Below are 16,152 nucleotides of genomic sequence, written 5' to 3'. Positions count from 1 at the left end.
TCCTCCTACTTCTGTTTTACTCGCTTTGCAAATAACCACGTTAACGTAAATGGGATTACAACTGCGATAATCATTCCGACAATAAACATTGGAATCGATTTCGGAATGATAGAAATAAATGCGGGTAATCCGCCAATTCCGATAGCCGGTGCTAATACACCATTTAACGTAATAAATATTGCTGCCACAGCCGATCCTATAATTGCGGCATAGAACGGGAATTTATTTCGTAAGTTTACACCAAACATAGCTGGCTCTGTAATACCGAAATATGCTGAGATTGCTGATGTAGATGCCATACTTTTATCATTTTGATTTTTAGAAATCCAGAACATCGCAAGTGCCGCACTACCTTGCGCAATGTTAGAAAGAGCAATCATTGGCCAAATGAATGTACCTCCGTGTTGTGCAATTAATTGTAAGTCGATAGCAATAAACATATGATGCATACCTGTAATTACAAGCGGTGCATATAATGCTCCAAACAATACTGCTCCAACTACTGGTACTGTTTCATATACACCTACTAATCCAGCTGTTAATAAATCTCCAATATGACGTGTAACTGGACCAATAATCCCTAATGCTAGCACACCTGTTACGACAATCGTTGTAATTGGTACAACTAACAATTGAATTGCATTTGGTACATGTTTCTTTAAGAAGATCTCCACTTTACTTAATACAAATGCTGCTACTAAGACCGGTAGGATTTGACCTTGATACCCTACTTTTTCAATTTGAAATAATCCTAAAATATCGAAGTACTCAATCTTTTGTCCATCTAAACCAGTTGCTGCTTTTCCGTAATCCCACGCGTTTAATAATGCTGGATGCACAAGCATTAATCCCATAACAATTCCTAATATCGGACTACCACCAAAACGCTTCGTTGCTGACCAACCGACAAGTGCTGGTAAGAATACGAAAGCTGTATTCGCCATCATATTAATTAAATCCCAAAGCCCACTTAAGTTTGGATACACATCTAATAAATTTTTACCTTCAAAAAATAAGTCCTTCGCCCCTAATAGGTTGTTAATTCCCATTAGTAAACCAGCTGTTACGATTGCTGGTAATATCGGCATAAATACATCTGAAAATACTTTTACAAACTTTTGAGCTGGATTTAACTTTTGATTTCCAGAATCTTTTACGTCAGCTACTGTCGCTTCCTTCATACCTGCAAGCGTTATCAATTCAGCATATACTCGATCAACATCTCCTGGACCGATTACAATTTGAAATACCCCAGCGTTATGGAACGCTCCCTTCACTAATGAAACAGATTGTAATTTATCGTTGTCTATTTTACTTTCATCTTTTAAAGCGATACGGAGTCTCGTTACACAGTGTGCAGCTTGTTCAATATTGTCTTTCCCACCAATATACTGCAACACTTCCTCTGCTGTTTTACGATAGTCTTTCCCCATATTCCCGTCCCTCTTTTCTTTTTTTGATACCGTTTACAATTACATATTAACTCGTATATATAAGTTAGTCAACACTCGTATATACGAGTTTGTCATTTTTTTATAAAAAAAGAGATGAAACGTTATTACGTTCCATCTCCTTATTTTCTCCGCGCCACATCTGAAAAATGAAAAATATCTAAGCGGTGGCGGGATTCTGTATATTCGAACTGACTTCCATCATAAAAATGCGTAAAGTTTTTCACGACAACAACATAGTCTGTTCCATTTAAATCTAAATACTTTCTATCGTCCTCTGTACATGGCTGTACTTCAATTACTCTCTGCGAATAACTAATATGAAGACCTAGTTCTTTCTCAATGTATTTATAAATGGACTGCGCTGCAATTTCACTCGTTAATCCAGGGATATATTCCGATACAAAATGATTAATATCTAAAATTACTTTTTCTCCATCAATATTCCGTACGCGTTTAATATGATCTATTTCTGTTTTCTCTTTCACATTTAATAGCTTTGCAACCTCTTTTGTCGCTTTTACTTTCTCCATTTCCACGACTTCTGTAATACAATGGCGTCCTAAACGTTCATTTTCTTCTTGGAAGCTTACAATGCCACCAAAGTTGAATTCAATGTTTTTTCGCTTTAAAACAAAGACACCTTTTCCATGTATTTTTTGAACATATCCACGCTCTTGTAATAAATCTACAGCTTTTCTTACTGTACCTCGGCTCGCTTCATATTGCTTCATTAATTCAGTTTCTGATGGGATTTTGCATCCCTCTTTTAATTGTTTATTATCAATAGACTTACTGATTTCTGTATAAATTTGTTCATACTTGCTCATCATCTACAATAGCCCCTTGTCACCTTCTAATTCTATATGTATTATACCATGCTACTCTCTTCTGCCAATCTCTCACTTATTTTCCAGTATAGGAAAAATACAGGTAAATATTTAATCTTTAAAACGTATTTTTATAAAAATTTTTATATTTTTCTTTTCATTCAAAAAAACATGTAGTATACTAACTTCAAAATCAGAGGAGAAAGGGAGCAAAGAACTATGCTTACTTATACAACAATTGTAGTTACATTTGCACAAAAACATCATCATCATACGTAACCCTTGAAACCTAGCGGAAAAATTACGCGTAGGTACAAGGGTTATTCCCGTTGTACCTACGTTAGGCGAAGAGCCATGTAGGTATTTTTTATCTACATGGCTCTTTTTTTATTGCCAAAAAGCTAGTAAAAAATGATATTTAAGCAAAACTTACTACAAAGGAGTTAACAAAAATGGAAACGAAAAAATGGGGATTATGGATTTTAACAGCTTTTGTTATCGGAAATATGGTTGGTGGTGGCGTATTTATGCTCCCAGCAAATTTAGCACAAGTATCAGGTTCAATGGGTTCTACACTTGCATGGAGTATTACAGGACTTGGCGTATTTATGATTGCACTCGTATTTGGAAATTTAGCAATCCGAAAACCAGAATTAAAAGCGGGGCCACAAAGCTATGCTCAAGCGATGTTTCCTTCAAAAAAAGCGGGTAAAGTTGCAGGATATAGTATGGCATGGGGATATTGGGCTGCGAACTGGGCTGCAACAGCATCTGTTATTATTTCCTTTGCTGGATATTTATCAACATTCTTTCCAGTTTTACAAAGTAAGCAAATTCTCTTTTCAACGAACGGATTTTCACTAGAACTTGGAAAAGGATTAACGTTCCTCGTATGTAGCCTTATGTTATGGGGAATTCAATATATTCTTTCTCAAAATATTGATCGTGCTGGAAATATGAATCTTCTTGCTACTATTGCAAAAATTATCGGATTTACAATGTTTATTGTAATCACATTATTCATTTTCAATGCCTCTAATTTCGGAGATGGGCAAACATTTATGAATGAAGCAGGACAATCCATTTCTTTAGGTGGACAAATCAATTCAGCTGCTATTGCAACACTTTGGGCGTTCATCGGTATTGAATCGGCGGTCATGCTTTCTAATCGTGCAAAATCTCAGCGCGATGTAAAAAAAGCTACCATTTTTGGATTAATTATCGCTCTTCTTATTTACATGTCAATTACTCTACTTACAATGGGCGCTCTCCCGCAAGATGCTTTAAAAGAGTCTCAAAAGCCATTAGTAGACGCATTAAATTTAGCAATTGGCAATAAAGGTGCATATATAATGGCTTTACTTGCACTTGTATCTTTATTTGGATCTACAGTTGGCTGGATCGTTGTTAGTTCAGAGGTACCTTACCAGGCAGCAAAAAATGGACTTTTCCCTAAGTTTTTCGCGAAAACAAATAAAAAAGGTAGCCCTTCAAAATCATTATTGATTACAAATGTAATGACGCAAATTTTCTTATTCTCAACGATTTCTGGTACCGTATCAGAAGCTTATAATTTCGCTATCGTTGTAGCAACATTAGCTTATTTAATTCCATACCTTGTTTCTACGCTGTACCAATTCAAATTAGTTATTACAGGAGAAACGTATGATATAATGCCTGGCTCTCGAATAAAGGACGGCATCATTACTACATTAGCATTCATATATTCTATTTGGGTTATCAAAACGGGAACTGCTGATTTAAAAACGTTCTTCTTAGGAATCGGACTGTTCGTATTAGGTCTTATTCTCTATCCAATACTAATGAAAAACTCACAAAAAATGAATTAAAAAAGAGAAGCTACGCTTCTCTTTTTTATATGAAATCTGTAGTTAACTTTTCTTTTAACTCTCCTACAGATAAAGGTTTCGCATAATAAAATCCTTGCACATAATCACAACCCATAGATTGTAATAAACTTTCTTGCTCTACTGTCTCTACCCCTTCAGCAACTACTGCTAAATGTAAGCTATGGGCAATTTCAATAACAGATTTTACAATCGTTCGCTCTGGTTGTGCATGATCATAATGAAATTCACGAATAAAATTACGATCAATTTTTACTATATCTAGCGGTAGTTGTTTTAAATAATATAAGGAAGAATAACCCGTTCCAAAATCATCTAAAGCAATTAAAATACCCATATTTCTTAATTCTTGTAATGTAGCAATAATATAATCAAAATGACGAACAGCAATGCTTTCCGTTATTTCTAAAATTAAACGATTCGGTGGAAATCCAGTTCTCCTTAAAATGCTACGTACAGATAAAATAAAACGCTTTTGCATTAATTGTTGTATGGATAAATTCACAGATAACTTTAGTCCTTCTTCGTACTCTGGCAATGTTTTAAACAAGCGACATGACTTTTCTAATACCCAGTCTCCTAATTTTATAATAAGTCCAGATTCTTCAGCCACTGGGATAAATTCGCCTGGTGAAATAGGTCCTTCTTCTGTCGAACAACGCGCTAAAGCTTCAATACCAGTATATTTCTTCGTTTTCAAATCAATAATAGGCTGCAGTGCCACATCTAACTCTTCATCACGAATTGCCTTTTGCAAAGCAAATTCAATTTTCATTCTACGATTTATTTTCGCACGTAACTCATCTGTAAAGAAGCACGCTGCATTTCTTCCCTGTTCTTTCGCACTATACATAGCTAAATCTGAATTCTTCAATAGAGTTTCTACATCTTGTCCATCTTGCGGATATGAGCACAGTCCTAGACTAGCTGAAATGTATACTTCATGACCTTCAAGTATAAATGGCGCCTGAAAGCATGACAGCACAGATGTCGCTAGCTGCCTCATCTCATCTTGTGTATGATTTTTTGTTAACAACACAAATTCGTCGCCACCCAGCCTAGCCAGAACATCTTTCTCTCCTAGCACATAATGCAACCGTGAAGCAACTTCGCTTAAAAGTAAATCTCCTATCATATGACCTAGCGTATCGTTTACTAATTTAAAACGATCCAAATCAAAATAAATCATACCAAACTCTCTTTTATCTGCAATTAATTCGTTAACAGTCGTTATTAATTGTAAACGGTTCGGTAAACTCGTTAAAGCATCATGATACGCAAGCTCCCTATAACGACTTTCGCTTAACCGTAACCTCTGTTCTGCTTCTTTCCTACTACTAATATCATTTCGGATCGCAATAAATTGATATGGCTCTCCTTTTTCATTTAAAAATGGAACAATTGTTGTTTTAACCCAATAATATGTACCATCTTTTGCTTGATTTCGAATCTCACCTCTCCATACTTTTCCGCTCAAAATACGCTTCCATAACATTTGAAAAAATGTTTTCGGGTGATGTCCTGAATTTAAAATACGATGATCTTTCCCTATTAACTCTTCTCGTGTATATTTGGAGATTTCACAAAACTTATCATTTACATATGTAATAAGACCCTTTCGGTCTGTAATCGCAACAATTGAAGACTCATCTAATGCTAACTTTAAATCTCGCAATGAAGATTCATATAATGCATGACCTCTTTGTTCTAGCATGCGCATCTCTCCTTGCTTCCTATCTGACTAAAACACAACTTGTTTCTTTTCATAGAAATAGAGATATTTCATTTCCTAATAATCGCCCTTTACATACATCATGTTTTGAAATATGCCGATTAAAATAACATAATATTATTTGTAATAAAAAGCAATATAATACCGTTTCAATTATACGTAGTAGTTTCTTATAGCTAACTCTATACAACTCTTCAGGAACATATATATAGTGAAACTTTAATCAGTGGGGGATCTCCGCCTAACTTCTTTGCTTCCGCTGAATTTTGAGGTAGGGGTCTTACTGCCCGTTAATGCGTGATAAATTAAAATTATTATATATGTTTTTTGAATTATAATAACAAAATATTAACATATTTTCACCTTAATTTTGGAAGTATTTTATAAATACATACCGTATTAAACAAAAAAAGAGGATAGCCTCTTTTTTTATTTAATACGGATATGGCGTTTGTTGATACCCCGGATATGGTGTTGGATATGGAACTGGATATGGCGCTGGATAAGTTACTGGGTACGGTGCTGGATAGTATCCTCCACCTGCTGCACCCGTTAATGCACCTGCTGTAAGCCCACCTAACACACCTCCAGCAAAACTTCCAGGGAAAAATCCACCGCCCCATGAGCCTCCACCCCAGCCCCATCCACCTCCGTGATGATGATGGTGGTAATCATGATGATTGTGCCCTCCATGGTGGTGATGTCCCCCATTATGATGGTGACCTCCATGATTATGACGATAATACAATCCGTTATTTTCTATATAATTCATGTTTTTCCTCTCCTTTTTCATGTTCTCATCTTAATAGGTATTGTATGAATAATATGGATCTTGTTGGTAACCTGTATAATAAGAATAATCCGAGTAATACGGATAACCATATCCGCCATAACCAAACCCAGGGCTGAGTAAAGCACCTGCTACAAAACCTGGGAAGAAACCTCCCCCCAAAAATGGTGAATGTCCAAAACCACCGTGACCAAATCCTCCAATTGGACGACTATACATTTTATTCACCCTCCTTTTCTCTTAAAAAACGTAACAATACACTGTATGTAGGACAAATGCGGAAAGTATGGGGAAATACCTACATTTTGTAAAAAACAAAAAACACTTTATAATAAAAATGTCACATTACATCTGCTATTTAGGAAGTCTATATTGAAGAAAGATTAGAGGAATTATATAGAAATGAAGAAACCTATTGTCCAATTACTATTAATATTTACAATTGTATCTATCGTTCTTTTCCTATTAAATACATCGTATATTTCGTTATATACATTTGTCGGCGTTCTCTGGTCCATCACAATTGTAGGAATTTCATTCGTTATTTTTATCGAAAATAGGTCTCCTCAAAGTACCTTAGCGTGGTTTTTAGTATTAGCACTTCTTCCCGTTGTAGGTGTACTTTTATACTCTATTTTCGGGCGTAGTCGTTGGAGAAGAAAAAAGCATCTCCATCGTTCAGAAGAACAGAGAAAATTATTCCGTGAAATATTAGAAGGAAGACGACTAGAGTTATCACTCAAAGTCCCATTAAGTGAACGCTCTGCCCATTTAACAGAGGTTGTACAAAAATTTGGAGGCGGGCCTGCCGCAGATAGAACAACTACAAAACTTTTAACAAACGGAGATCAAACATTTTCAGAAATTTTGCAAGCTATCGAGCAAGCAAAACATCACATACATATTCAATACTATATTTATAAATCTGATGAGATTGGTACAAAAGTCCGAGATGCTTTAATAAACAAAGCAAAAGCTGGTGTTATTGTACGCTTCCTTTATGATGGATTAGGAAGTAATACGTTAAGAAGACGCTTTTTAAAACCTATGAAAGAAGCTGGGATTGAAATTGTTGAATTTGACCCTATTTTTTCAGCTTGGTTACTTGAAACAGTTAATTATCGTAACCACCGTAAAATCGTCATTGTCGATGGGGAAATTGGTTTTACTGGAGGACTTAACGTCGGTGATGAATATCTTGGCCGTTCAAAAAAGTTTCCCGTTTGGCGTGATAGTCATTTAAAAATCGAAGGAAAAGCGTTATATAAATTACAAGCAATTTTTCTAGAGGACTGGCTCTATGCATCTAGTGGTTTGAAAACCTATTCCTGGGATCAATTTATGAATAGACAATACTTCCCAGGAAAAGAAATTTCAAGTGCAGAAGGTGCTGTGCAAATTGTAGCAAGCGGACCAAGCTCAGATGATAAGAGCATTCGTAATACGTTATTAGCTATTATGGGCTCTGCAAAAAAATCTATTTGGATTGCTACACCATATTTTATTCCAGATCAAGAAACTTTAACATTATTACGTTTAAGTGCAATATCTGGCATAGATGTACGCATTTTATATCCTGGTAAAAGTGATAGTATTATTAGTGATCAAGCATCCCAGTCCTACTTCACTCCACTTTTAAAAGCTGGTGCCTCCATCTATAGTTATAAAGATGGCTTTATGCATGCAAAAATTGTACTTGTTGATGACAAAATTGCAACAATCGGAACAGCAAATATGGATGTACGAAGCTTTGAATTGAATTACGAAATTATTAGCGTACTGTATGAATCAGAAACTGTTCATGATATTAAACGTGATTTTGAAGAAGACTTTAAGCATTCCACTGAAATTAAATGGAACGCTTTCCAAAAAAGAAGTATCAAAAAACGAATATTAGAGTCTTTTATGAGGCTCATTTCTCCTTTACTATAAGCAATCAATGTACTATTGATTGCTTTTTCTTTTATATTTGTCCCCTCTCCTTTTCTTTGCATACCATATTAAAACAAGTTATCATAAGATGTATTACTTTATGAAAATAATGTTAGGTGGGAAATACATGTTAGAACAATTTCATATACATGCTGATTTAAAACAGCAGCTTTCTACAATTCACGAAAAGAATAAGCAAGAAGCTGGTGAAAATGCACATTTAATCGGTACAAAAATATATAAAGCATCTGATAATAGCATTATCGAAGATGCCATTACAGCACTTCTTCTTGGCAAAAACATTCTATTAAAAGGGCCAACTGGTAGTGGTAAAACAGTACTAGCTGAAACTCTTTCTTCTTTATTCCAAAAACCAATGCATAGCATTAACTGTTCTGTCGACCTAGATGTAGAAGGTATTTTAGGATACAACACACTACAAACGAAAGATGGCGCATCTGAAGTTACATTCGTTAACGGTCCTCTTATGAAAGCAATGAAGAACGGTCATTTCCTATATATTGATGAAATCAATATGGCAAAACCTGAAACGTTACCACTTCTTCACGGTGCATTAGATTACCGTAAAATGATTACAAACCCGTTTACACAAGAAGTTGTATACGGTGATGATGAGTATCGTGTAATCGCAGCAATTAATGAAGGTTACGTTGGAACAAGTGAACTAAACGAAGCGTTAAAAAACCGTTTCGTTATTATTGAAGTTCCTTACATCCAAGGTGATACATTAAAAGAATTATTATTAGCAGAATCAAAATTAAAAGATGTTGCAACAATTGAAAAGTTCGTTGCTTTTGCAAGCGATCTTATGCCTTTAGCTCGTGATGGCCGCGTAAGTGAAGAAGCCGCAAGTATTCGTGGCATTATCGATGCATGTGATTTAGGTGTATATATTCCTGTTATGCGCGCAATTGAACGTAGTATTATCGCAAAATTAAACGATGAAACAGAACAAATGACTGTCCGTGAATTAGCAGAAAGTTATTTCTTTGAGGGATAATTCATGAGACAAATTTTTAGTGACAAAAAAATTGATGCGTCGCTGTTTCTACAAATGGAAAACTTAATGTATGCCCTTCTCAAAGAAGATGATGCCTACCTTGAGTATGGCTATAAAGCATACTACGACGAAATTGAAAAAAAGGTTGTCATTAGTCACTTTTGGGATGATCGAAAAGAAGAGGATACAGTAATCGGATTAAAAAGCGAAGTGTTTTTAAAAGCACTTGGTAATAAACATTACTCGGACATGACTTTAATTCGTTCTTATGCGATTGAATTACAAGAATCACCCTTAAAAAAGTTTTTAACACAATTATTTGTTCTATTAGAAGATTTACGTGTTGAGGAAATCGTAAAAAACTTACGCCCTGGCACAAAGCATGTTTTTAAAAGAAGAAAAGAAATGTATCGCAATTACTTTAGCTCACAAAATGAAATCAATCGCGTTCGTAACTATCACGGTGATCGTCTATTTTGTCTATGCTATCTTTCATTAACGAGCGATAAATATGAAATGTTTAATAATGAATATTTCGAGCAAATTGAAGCTATTCTGCATGAAACATTCCAAGCTCGTAATACGGAAGATATTATGTATATCGTTGAGAAAATCCGCTATCGTTTAGAAGGACTTCTTGAAAGTGATATGCTAAACAATTATTTCGGACATGCTCCGCTCTACTTATCTGTTATTGCAGACGAAAGGAACTGTCGCGTCGAAGATTTAGCAAATGATGATACACAACTCATAGATGATGATGAAAATAAAAACAAAATGGATGAAAGTTTCTCCACATGGCATCGTGAAAATAAAAATAACGAAAACGAGAACTTTTTACGCTTTGAATTAGAAAGCGGAACAAAAACAAATATGATGGGTGATACTGCTCGCGAATCAGAAGATGGTGACCAAGCGCTTGGCTCTGTACAAGGTACTTCTCAAAAAAGTACACAATCCAACTTTGATGGTGCTGATACAGAGGAAGCAAGAGCTTCTCACGCTTCTAGTCAAAATGATGGTGCATACGGTAAGTATAACACTGGCGCTTCTCATACATTTAAAGAAGCACGTAAACCAAATCCTGACGAGAAAAAGGATTACCAAGCTATTAAATCAGTCGTTAATAAAGATGTAAAAGAATTAAAGAAAATTATCGAAAAAACGATTGAAAATAAAACAAACGCAAATAGTGATAAATATTACGGAAGACTTCGTAAGAAATTCCTTCGTATTTATACTGAAAAGCAGCCTCGCATGTTTTATAAAAAAGGGCAAGAATCACAAGAGCTCGACGTTGCATTCCAACTACTAGTGGACTGCTCTGGTTCTATGTATAACAAAATGGAAGAAACGAAAAAGAGTGTGGTCCTATTCCATGAAGCGTTGAAATCGTTAAAAATCCCGCATGCTATTAGCGGATTTTGGGAAGATGCTTCTAGTGCTAAACCTGAAGATAAACCGAACGTTATCCATGAAGTTGTAACGTATAAAAACTCAACATTACCAAACGTTGGTCCCGAAATTATGCAGCTTCGCGAAGAAGAAGATAATCGCGACGGATATATTATTCGTATCGTTTCAGAAAAGCTTGCAAAAAGACCCGAAAAGCATAAATTCTTACTTGTCTTCACAGACGGTGAACCTTCTGCTCTAGACTATCAACAAGACGGTATTTTAGATACGCACGAAGCTGTCAAACTTGCTCGCAAAAGCGGTATGGAAGTAATTGGTATTTTTATCGAAGAAGGCGAAGCGAAAGAAGCAACTTATCAATTAATGAAGAACATTTATAACCATCACTTCTTAGTTGCAAATCACGCTGAAGATTTACGTCTGAAGATTAAACCACTATTGAAAAAGTTATTACTGAAGACGATTGAATAGAAAAACAGGAGCTTTGCGCTCCTGTTTTTTCTTTCAATCACTTTGTTTCTGGCTGAAACTTGTATGGAATGGCTACTTCTGATAATGCCTCGAATCCACCATCGTAGAATGGGAATCGTTCATTTGCAATTGCTCTGTCCACCCACTCTATTGCAGAAATTTCTTCTTCATCTTCTGCCATAAGTTCACCTGTTACTACATTCGCTCGGAATGTAAATAATAGTGCATGATTCCCGGATTCTTCAAAAAATTTTTCATTGATCGCAACAAGCCCACCTACCGTAGCTGTTAAACCTGTCTCTTCTTTTACTTCCCTTACTAAAGCTTCCTCTAACGTTTCACCCTTTTCAACAGCCCCGCCTGGCAATGACCAAACGTTTTGTTCTACATTATGTACCATTAATACTTTATCCGTTTCTTCGTCATGTATTAGTGCATATACGACGTCAACTCTTTGCATGTTCCTTTTCTCCTTCAATTAAAAGAGTCGATTCCTAAGAATCGACCCTTCCTATTAATTCATCACTAACTCAGCTGTGAGCTTTTTTTTTAATTTAGCCAACATGTCCGTTGTCATTTTGTCTAAATCGTATTCTGCTTTAAAGCCCCACTCTTTCATTGCTGCTGTTGCATCAATAGAGTTTGGCCAGCTATCAGCGATTGTTTGACGAGCAGGATCTACAGCGTAATCCATCGTAAACGCCGGGATGTGTTTACGAATTGATGCTGCGATTTGCTCTGGCTCAAAGCTCATTGCTGTAATATTAAATGCATTTCTATGCACTAACTTACTTGGATCAGCTTCCATTAATGAAATAATCGCTTGTAAAGCATCTGGCATGTACATCATATCCATGTATGTTCCTTCTGCAATATATGAGGTGTATGTGCCTTTTTTAATCGCCTCATAATAAATTTCAACTGCATAATCAGTTGTTCCGCCTCCTGGAGGAGCTACATAAGAAATTAAACCTGGGAAACGTACACCGCGCGTATCAACGCCAAATTTTTGATGATAATAATCACATAGTAATTCTCCTGCTACTTTGTTTACCCCATACATCGTAGTAGGACGCTGAATTGTATCTTGTGGCGTATTATCTTTCGGTGTTGATGGACCAAATGCACCGATAGAACTTGGCGTGAAGAATTTACAGTTTAATTCACGAGCTGCTTCTAATGCATTTACAAGTCCGCCCATATTTAAATTCCATGCAAATAATGGATTTTTTTCTGCTGTTGCTGAAAGTAAAGCTGCTAAATGAATAATTGTATCTACTTCATTACGCTTTGCGATATCATGTAGTTTTTGTCCATCTGTTACATCTAACGTTTCAAATGGACCAGATGTTACTACTTCACTATCTGTTTCACGAATATCTGTTGCAATAACATTTGATGCGCCGTATACATCACGAAGTTTCATTACTAGTTCAGAACCAATTTGCCCTAAAGAACCGGTTACTAGAATTTTTTTCATTTTCCCCACTCCTCATTTGCAAGCTATTCAAAAGATGTCTTTACTTAAATGATGCCCATTTCTTTCCCTACTTTTTCATACTTACGAATTGCCTCATCTAACATTTCTTTCGTATGAGCTGCTGTTGGCATATTACGAACACGTCCTGTTCCTTTAGCTACAGTTGGGAACACGATAGATTTTGCATATACGCCCTCTTCATTTAAACGTTTACTAAATTCTTGTGTTAATACTTCGTCACCAATAATGCAAGGTGTAATTGGCGTTTCACTTTCTCCGATGTTAAAGCCAAGTTCTTTTAACCCTTGTTTTAAATAGCTACCATTTTCCCACAGGCGATCATGTAACTCTGTGCTTTCCATTAAAATTTCAATGGATCGCATACATGCAGCTGCATCAGCTGGTGTTAATGCTGTAGAGAATAAGAATGGACGTGAACGAACTTTTAACCAGTCAATTAAGTTTTGTTTCCCTGCTACATATCCACCAATTACCCCAATTGCTTTTGATAATGTACCAATTTGGAAATCAACTTTATCAGATAGACCGAAGTGCTTTACAGTTCCTGCACCTTTTCCAAGTACACCTGAACCGTGTGCATCATCTACATATGTCATTAAATCTAACTCTTCTGCAATTTCAACGATTTCTGGTAGTTTTGCAACATCTCCATCCATTGAGAAGACACCGTCTGTAATGACCATTAATTTATTGTAAAGCCCTGATTCTTTCGCCGCGATTGCTTTTTGGCGTAAATCTTCCATATCAGAATGTTTATAAACAATAATTTTTGCTTTTGATAGACGACTACCATCAATAATAGAAGCATGGTTTAACTCATCTGAAAGGATCGCATCATTTTTATCCATAACGGCTGAAATCGCTGCCATATTACAGTTAAATCCTGATTGGTAAGCGATTGCTGCTTCTGTATGTTTAAACTTTGCAAGTGTTTCTTCTAATTTAATATGCAAATCTAAAGTACCGTTAATTGTACGAACAGCTCCTGCTCCAACGCCGTACTTATGAATTGCACCAATTGCTGCTTCTTGCAAACGGCTATCTGTTGCTAATCCAAGATAGTTGTTTGAAGATAAGTTAATATATTCTTTTCCGCCAATTGTAATGATCGGTCCATTTGAACTCTCAAGCGGATCAATTACGTTATAAAGCCCCTTTGATTTTAAATCCTCTAAATTTTCTTCTAAAAATTTTGCAAGTGTTTTACTAGACATCGTGAAGCCTCCCATCGTTCATGTAAGCGAATTATTGTCTTAATAGTTCTAATAATCCCTCTACTAGCTTAACACGTTTTCAGAATTTATTATAGAAAAATAGTTTAAAGTAACCGCTTACAATTCTAGATTATATATGATTCATTACAAGAAATCTATCATTTACTTTTCATATTTGGTAGAATAAAAAAAATATTTAAGGAGGCTTCAATCATGGCATTTACTGAATCAGATGTATATAATAACGAAGCATTTTTTGAACAATATATGAAGCGAAGATATCGAGAAAATAGCCCAAATGAGTCACTTGAAAAACCAGCCTTCTTTCAACTCATTAGTGATGTTAAAGGAAAGCGAATTCTCGATTTAGGCTGCGGTGATGCTAAGTTCGGTGAGGAGTTATTAGAAAAAGGCTGCCACTCTTACACTGGTATTGAAGGCTCCGAACTTATGTATGAAAAAGCTAAAAAACAACTAGAAAACAAAAATGGCGCCGTTCATTTTTTAAACCTCAAAGACTACACATACCCTCCTTCTACTTTTGATTTAGTAACATCTAGACTCGCCTTACATTATATCGAACATCTTACTATCATTTTTCAAAATGTGTACGAAACTTTAAAGACAAATGGAACCTTTACTTTTAGCGTTCAACACCCTATTATTACCTCTTCATTTGAAAGCTTGCAAACGAGCGGCAAAAGAACGAGTTGGCTCGTCGATGATTACTTTAAACTAGGCAAACGGGTTGAACCATGGATTGACCAAGAAGTTATTAAATACCATCGTACAACGGAAGAATATTTTACACTATTACAACAAGCTGGATTTACAATTACAAATTTAAAAGAAGCTACACCAGATCAAACTTATTTTCAAAACGCGGAAGAATATGAACGGCGTTTACGTATCCCCCTATTCCTCTTATTCTCTTGCCGAAAATAAAAAAGACGATGACCCTCTCATCGTCTTTTCATTATCTCATTGTCTGAGCAATCTCTTTACGCACACGTCTTCCTTTTCCATGTGGGATACAAAGTGGCGTCCCAAATAATGGATCCCTACTGATTTGACATTCCATTCGGAATACATCACGTACTAGCTTCTCATCTACTACTTCTTCTGGCTTACCTTGTGCATATATTTGTTTATCTTGGATGGCTACAATATTGTCTGCATAACGGCAGGCTAAATTTAAATCGTGTAGTACCATAACAATTGTTCTTTGTTCTGTTTCATTTAATTCGAATAATAAATCTAGTACTTCAATTTGGTGAGTCATATCTAAATAGGTAGTAGGCTCATCCAATAAAATAATATCTGTATCTTGTGCAAGCGTCATTGCAATCCAAGCGCGTTGTCGTTGTCCACCTGAAAGAGCATGCACATCACGCTCAGCAAATTCTGTCATCCCTGTTGCTGCAAGTGCCTTCTGTACCATTTCTTCGTCTTTTTCTGACCACTGTTTCAGCCATGTTTGATATGGATAACGCCCTTGTTTTACAAGTTGCAATACTGTAAGACCTTCTGGCGCTTGCGGTCCTTGCGGTAAAATTGCCATTTGACGGGCAATTTGCTTCGTTTGCATACTTTGAATCGCTTGATTATCTAACAAAATGTCACCAGTTGTTGGCTTTAATAATCTAGCTAGTGAACGTAATAAAGTTGATTTCCCGCAACCGTTAGAACCAATGAAGATTGTAATTTCGCCTTTTGGAATTTCTAAATTCAACTCATCAATAATAATTGTTTCACCATAAGACAACGTCAAACGTTTCGTCTCCAATGCTTTTTGCATATTCATCTCCCTTTATGAATTCCGACTTTTATAAAGTAAATAAATAAAATAAGGTGCACCAATTGCTGATGTAAATACCCCTGCTGGAATTTCAAGTGGGGTGAAAACTGTACGCCCAATTAAATCTG

General features: G+C 35.8%; 15 protein-coding genes. 5 read left to right on the top strand and 10 right to left on the bottom strand.

Annotated elements, in window-relative coordinates:
* Positions 1 to 5: 5 nt before the first annotated feature.
* Entirely contained in the window at positions 6 to 1,433 is a 1,428-nt protein-coding gene (gene treP / locus MR079_RS15975; RefSeq protein ID WP_000513952.1) for a PTS system trehalose-specific EIIBC component, read from the bottom strand.
* Positions 1,434 to 1,573: 140 nt separating this feature from the next.
* A complete protein-coding gene (gene treR / locus MR079_RS15970; RefSeq protein ID WP_001976171.1) occupies positions 1,574 to 2,284 on the bottom strand; it encodes a trehalose operon repressor in 711 nt (236 codons plus the stop codon).
* Positions 2,285 to 2,733: 449 nt separating this feature from the next.
* Here treR and MR079_RS15965 point away from each other — a divergent pair, with 449 nt between their 5' ends.
* A complete protein-coding gene (locus tag MR079_RS15965; protein ID WP_242294268.1) occupies positions 2,734 to 4,131 on the top strand; it encodes an amino acid permease in 1,398 nt (465 codons plus the stop codon).
* 25 nt (positions 4,132 to 4,156) lie between these two features.
* On the opposite strand, the gene MR079_RS15960 is transcribed toward MR079_RS15965, so the two are convergent.
* From MR079_RS15960 to MR079_RS15950, 3 genes are all read right to left on the bottom strand, one after another.
* Positions 4,157 to 5,863: a putative bifunctional diguanylate cyclase/phosphodiesterase gene (locus tag MR079_RS15960; RefSeq protein WP_000893366.1), complete on the bottom strand. Its 1,707-nt coding sequence runs from the start codon at positions 5,861 to 5,863 to the stop codon at positions 4,157 to 4,159.
* Positions 5,864 to 6,314: 451 nt separating this feature from the next.
* On the bottom strand, positions 6,315 to 6,653 hold the full coding sequence (locus MR079_RS15955) for a hypothetical protein (protein ID WP_048552750.1): 339 nt from the start codon (positions 6,651 to 6,653) through the stop codon (positions 6,315 to 6,317).
* Between the two features lie 30 nt (positions 6,654 to 6,683).
* A complete protein-coding gene (locus MR079_RS15950; protein ID WP_242294267.1) occupies positions 6,684 to 6,890 on the bottom strand; it encodes a hypothetical protein in 207 nt (68 codons plus the stop codon).
* 183 nt (positions 6,891 to 7,073) lie between these two features.
* On the opposite strand from MR079_RS15950, the gene MR079_RS15945 reads away from it, so the two are divergent.
* The 3 genes from MR079_RS15945 (at position 7,074) to MR079_RS15935 (ending at position 11,511) form a co-directional block, all read left to right on the top strand.
* The gene (locus MR079_RS15945; protein WP_048552748.1) at positions 7,074 to 8,603 is read left to right on the top strand and encodes a cardiolipin synthase; all 1,530 of its coding nucleotides are present in this window, start codon (positions 7,074 to 7,076) and stop codon (positions 8,601 to 8,603) included.
* A gap of 127 nt (positions 8,604 to 8,730) precedes the next feature.
* Positions 8,731 to 9,624 (top strand): ATP-binding protein, encoded by an 894-nt coding sequence (locus MR079_RS15940; protein WP_000892978.1) that lies wholly within the window; start codon positions 8,731 to 8,733, stop codon positions 9,622 to 9,624.
* A 3-nt stretch (positions 9,625 to 9,627) separates the two neighbouring features.
* The gene (locus MR079_RS15935; RefSeq protein WP_139869381.1) at positions 9,628 to 11,511 is read left to right on the top strand and encodes a vWA domain-containing protein; all 1,884 of its coding nucleotides are present in this window, start codon (positions 9,628 to 9,630) and stop codon (positions 11,509 to 11,511) included.
* 37 nt (positions 11,512 to 11,548) lie between these two features.
* Here the strand turns inward: MR079_RS15935 and MR079_RS15930 are convergent, their stop codons facing one another.
* Genes MR079_RS15930 through MR079_RS15920 form a run of 3 tightly spaced genes read right to left on the bottom strand, consistent with a single transcriptional unit; the run spans position 11,549 to position 14,226 of the window.
* A complete protein-coding gene (locus tag MR079_RS15930) occupies positions 11,549 to 11,971 on the bottom strand; it encodes an NUDIX hydrolase (RefSeq protein ID WP_139869380.1) in 423 nt (140 codons plus the stop codon).
* Positions 11,972 to 12,025: 54 nt separating this feature from the next.
* Positions 12,026 to 12,991: an L-threonine 3-dehydrogenase gene (locus MR079_RS15925; protein ID WP_000723136.1), complete on the bottom strand. Its 966-nt coding sequence runs from the start codon at positions 12,989 to 12,991 to the stop codon at positions 12,026 to 12,028.
* A 44-nt stretch (positions 12,992 to 13,035) separates the two neighbouring features.
* Positions 13,036 to 14,226, bottom strand: a complete 1,191-nt coding sequence (locus MR079_RS15920) for a glycine C-acetyltransferase (RefSeq protein WP_242294266.1) — start codon at positions 14,224 to 14,226, stop codon at positions 13,036 to 13,038.
* 213 nt (positions 14,227 to 14,439) lie between these two features.
* Here MR079_RS15920 and MR079_RS15915 point away from each other — a divergent pair, with 213 nt between their 5' ends.
* Positions 14,440 to 15,171 carry a class I SAM-dependent DNA methyltransferase gene (locus MR079_RS15915; protein WP_000885952.1) on the top strand — a complete coding sequence of 244 codons (732 nt, stop codon included), beginning with the start codon at positions 14,440 to 14,442 and terminating at the stop codon, positions 15,169 to 15,171.
* Between the two features lie 31 nt (positions 15,172 to 15,202).
* Here the strand turns inward: MR079_RS15915 and MR079_RS15910 are convergent, their stop codons facing one another.
* Positions 15,203 to 16,030: an ABC transporter ATP-binding protein gene (locus tag MR079_RS15910; RefSeq protein WP_242294265.1), complete on the bottom strand. Its 828-nt coding sequence runs from the start codon at positions 16,028 to 16,030 to the stop codon at positions 15,203 to 15,205.
* 6 nt (positions 16,031 to 16,036) lie between these two features.
* Positions 16,037 to 16,152: iron chelate uptake ABC transporter family permease subunit (locus MR079_RS15905; protein ID WP_242294288.1), on the bottom strand; the 116-nt coding region annotated here is incomplete at its 5' end.

It is taken from the genome of Bacillus cereus group sp. BfR-BA-01381 (assembly GCF_022663555.1).
Taxonomy (GTDB): domain Bacteria; phylum Bacillota; class Bacilli; order Bacillales; family Bacillaceae_G; genus Bacillus_A; species Bacillus_A pacificus.
Note: the sequence above shows the minus strand (reverse complement) of the source record. Positions and strands in the feature narration are given on the sequence as shown.

What these genes read in the sequence shown, in the direction of transcription:
- treP (WP_000513952.1), bottom strand. Translation starts at nt 1,433, where the DNA reads ATGGGGAAAGACTATCGTAAAACAGCAGAGGAAGTGTTGCAGTATATT.
- MR079_RS15920 (WP_242294266.1), bottom strand. Translation starts at nt 14,226, where the DNA reads ATGTCTAGTAAAACACTTGCAAAATTTTTAGAAGAAAATTTAGAGGAT.
- MR079_RS15915 (WP_000885952.1), top strand. Translation starts at nt 14,440, where the DNA reads ATGGCATTTACTGAATCAGATGTATATAATAACGAAGCATTTTTTGAA.
- MR079_RS15965 (WP_242294268.1), top strand. Translation starts at nt 2,734, where the DNA reads ATGGAAACGAAAAAATGGGGATTATGGATTTTAACAGCTTTTGTTATC.
- MR079_RS15925 (WP_000723136.1), bottom strand. Translation starts at nt 12,991, where the DNA reads ATGAAAAAAATTCTAGTAACCGGTTCTTTAGGGCAAATTGGTTCTGAA.
- MR079_RS15935 (WP_139869381.1), top strand. Translation starts at nt 9,628, where the DNA reads ATGAGACAAATTTTTAGTGACAAAAAAATTGATGCGTCGCTGTTTCTA.
- MR079_RS15950 (WP_242294267.1), bottom strand. Translation starts at nt 6,890, where the DNA reads ATGTATAGTCGTCCAATTGGAGGATTTGGTCACGGTGGTTTTGGACAT.
- MR079_RS15955 (WP_048552750.1), bottom strand. Translation starts at nt 6,653, where the DNA reads ATGAATTATATAGAAAATAACGGATTGTATTATCGTCATAATCATGGA.
- MR079_RS15960 (WP_000893366.1), bottom strand. Translation starts at nt 5,863, where the DNA reads ATGCTAGAACAAAGAGGTCATGCATTATATGAATCTTCATTGCGAGAT.
- MR079_RS15930 (WP_139869380.1), bottom strand. Translation starts at nt 11,971, where the DNA reads ATGCAAAGAGTTGACGTCGTATATGCACTAATACATGACGAAGAAACG.
- treR (WP_001976171.1), bottom strand. Translation starts at nt 2,284, where the DNA reads ATGATGAGCAAGTATGAACAAATTTATACAGAAATCAGTAAGTCTATT.
- MR079_RS15945 (WP_048552748.1), top strand. Translation starts at nt 7,074, where the DNA reads ATGAAGAAACCTATTGTCCAATTACTATTAATATTTACAATTGTATCT.
- MR079_RS15940 (WP_000892978.1), top strand. Translation starts at nt 8,731, where the DNA reads ATGTTAGAACAATTTCATATACATGCTGATTTAAAACAGCAGCTTTCT.
- MR079_RS15910 (WP_242294265.1), bottom strand. Translation starts at nt 16,030, where the DNA reads ATGAATATGCAAAAAGCATTGGAGACGAAACGTTTGACGTTGTCTTAT.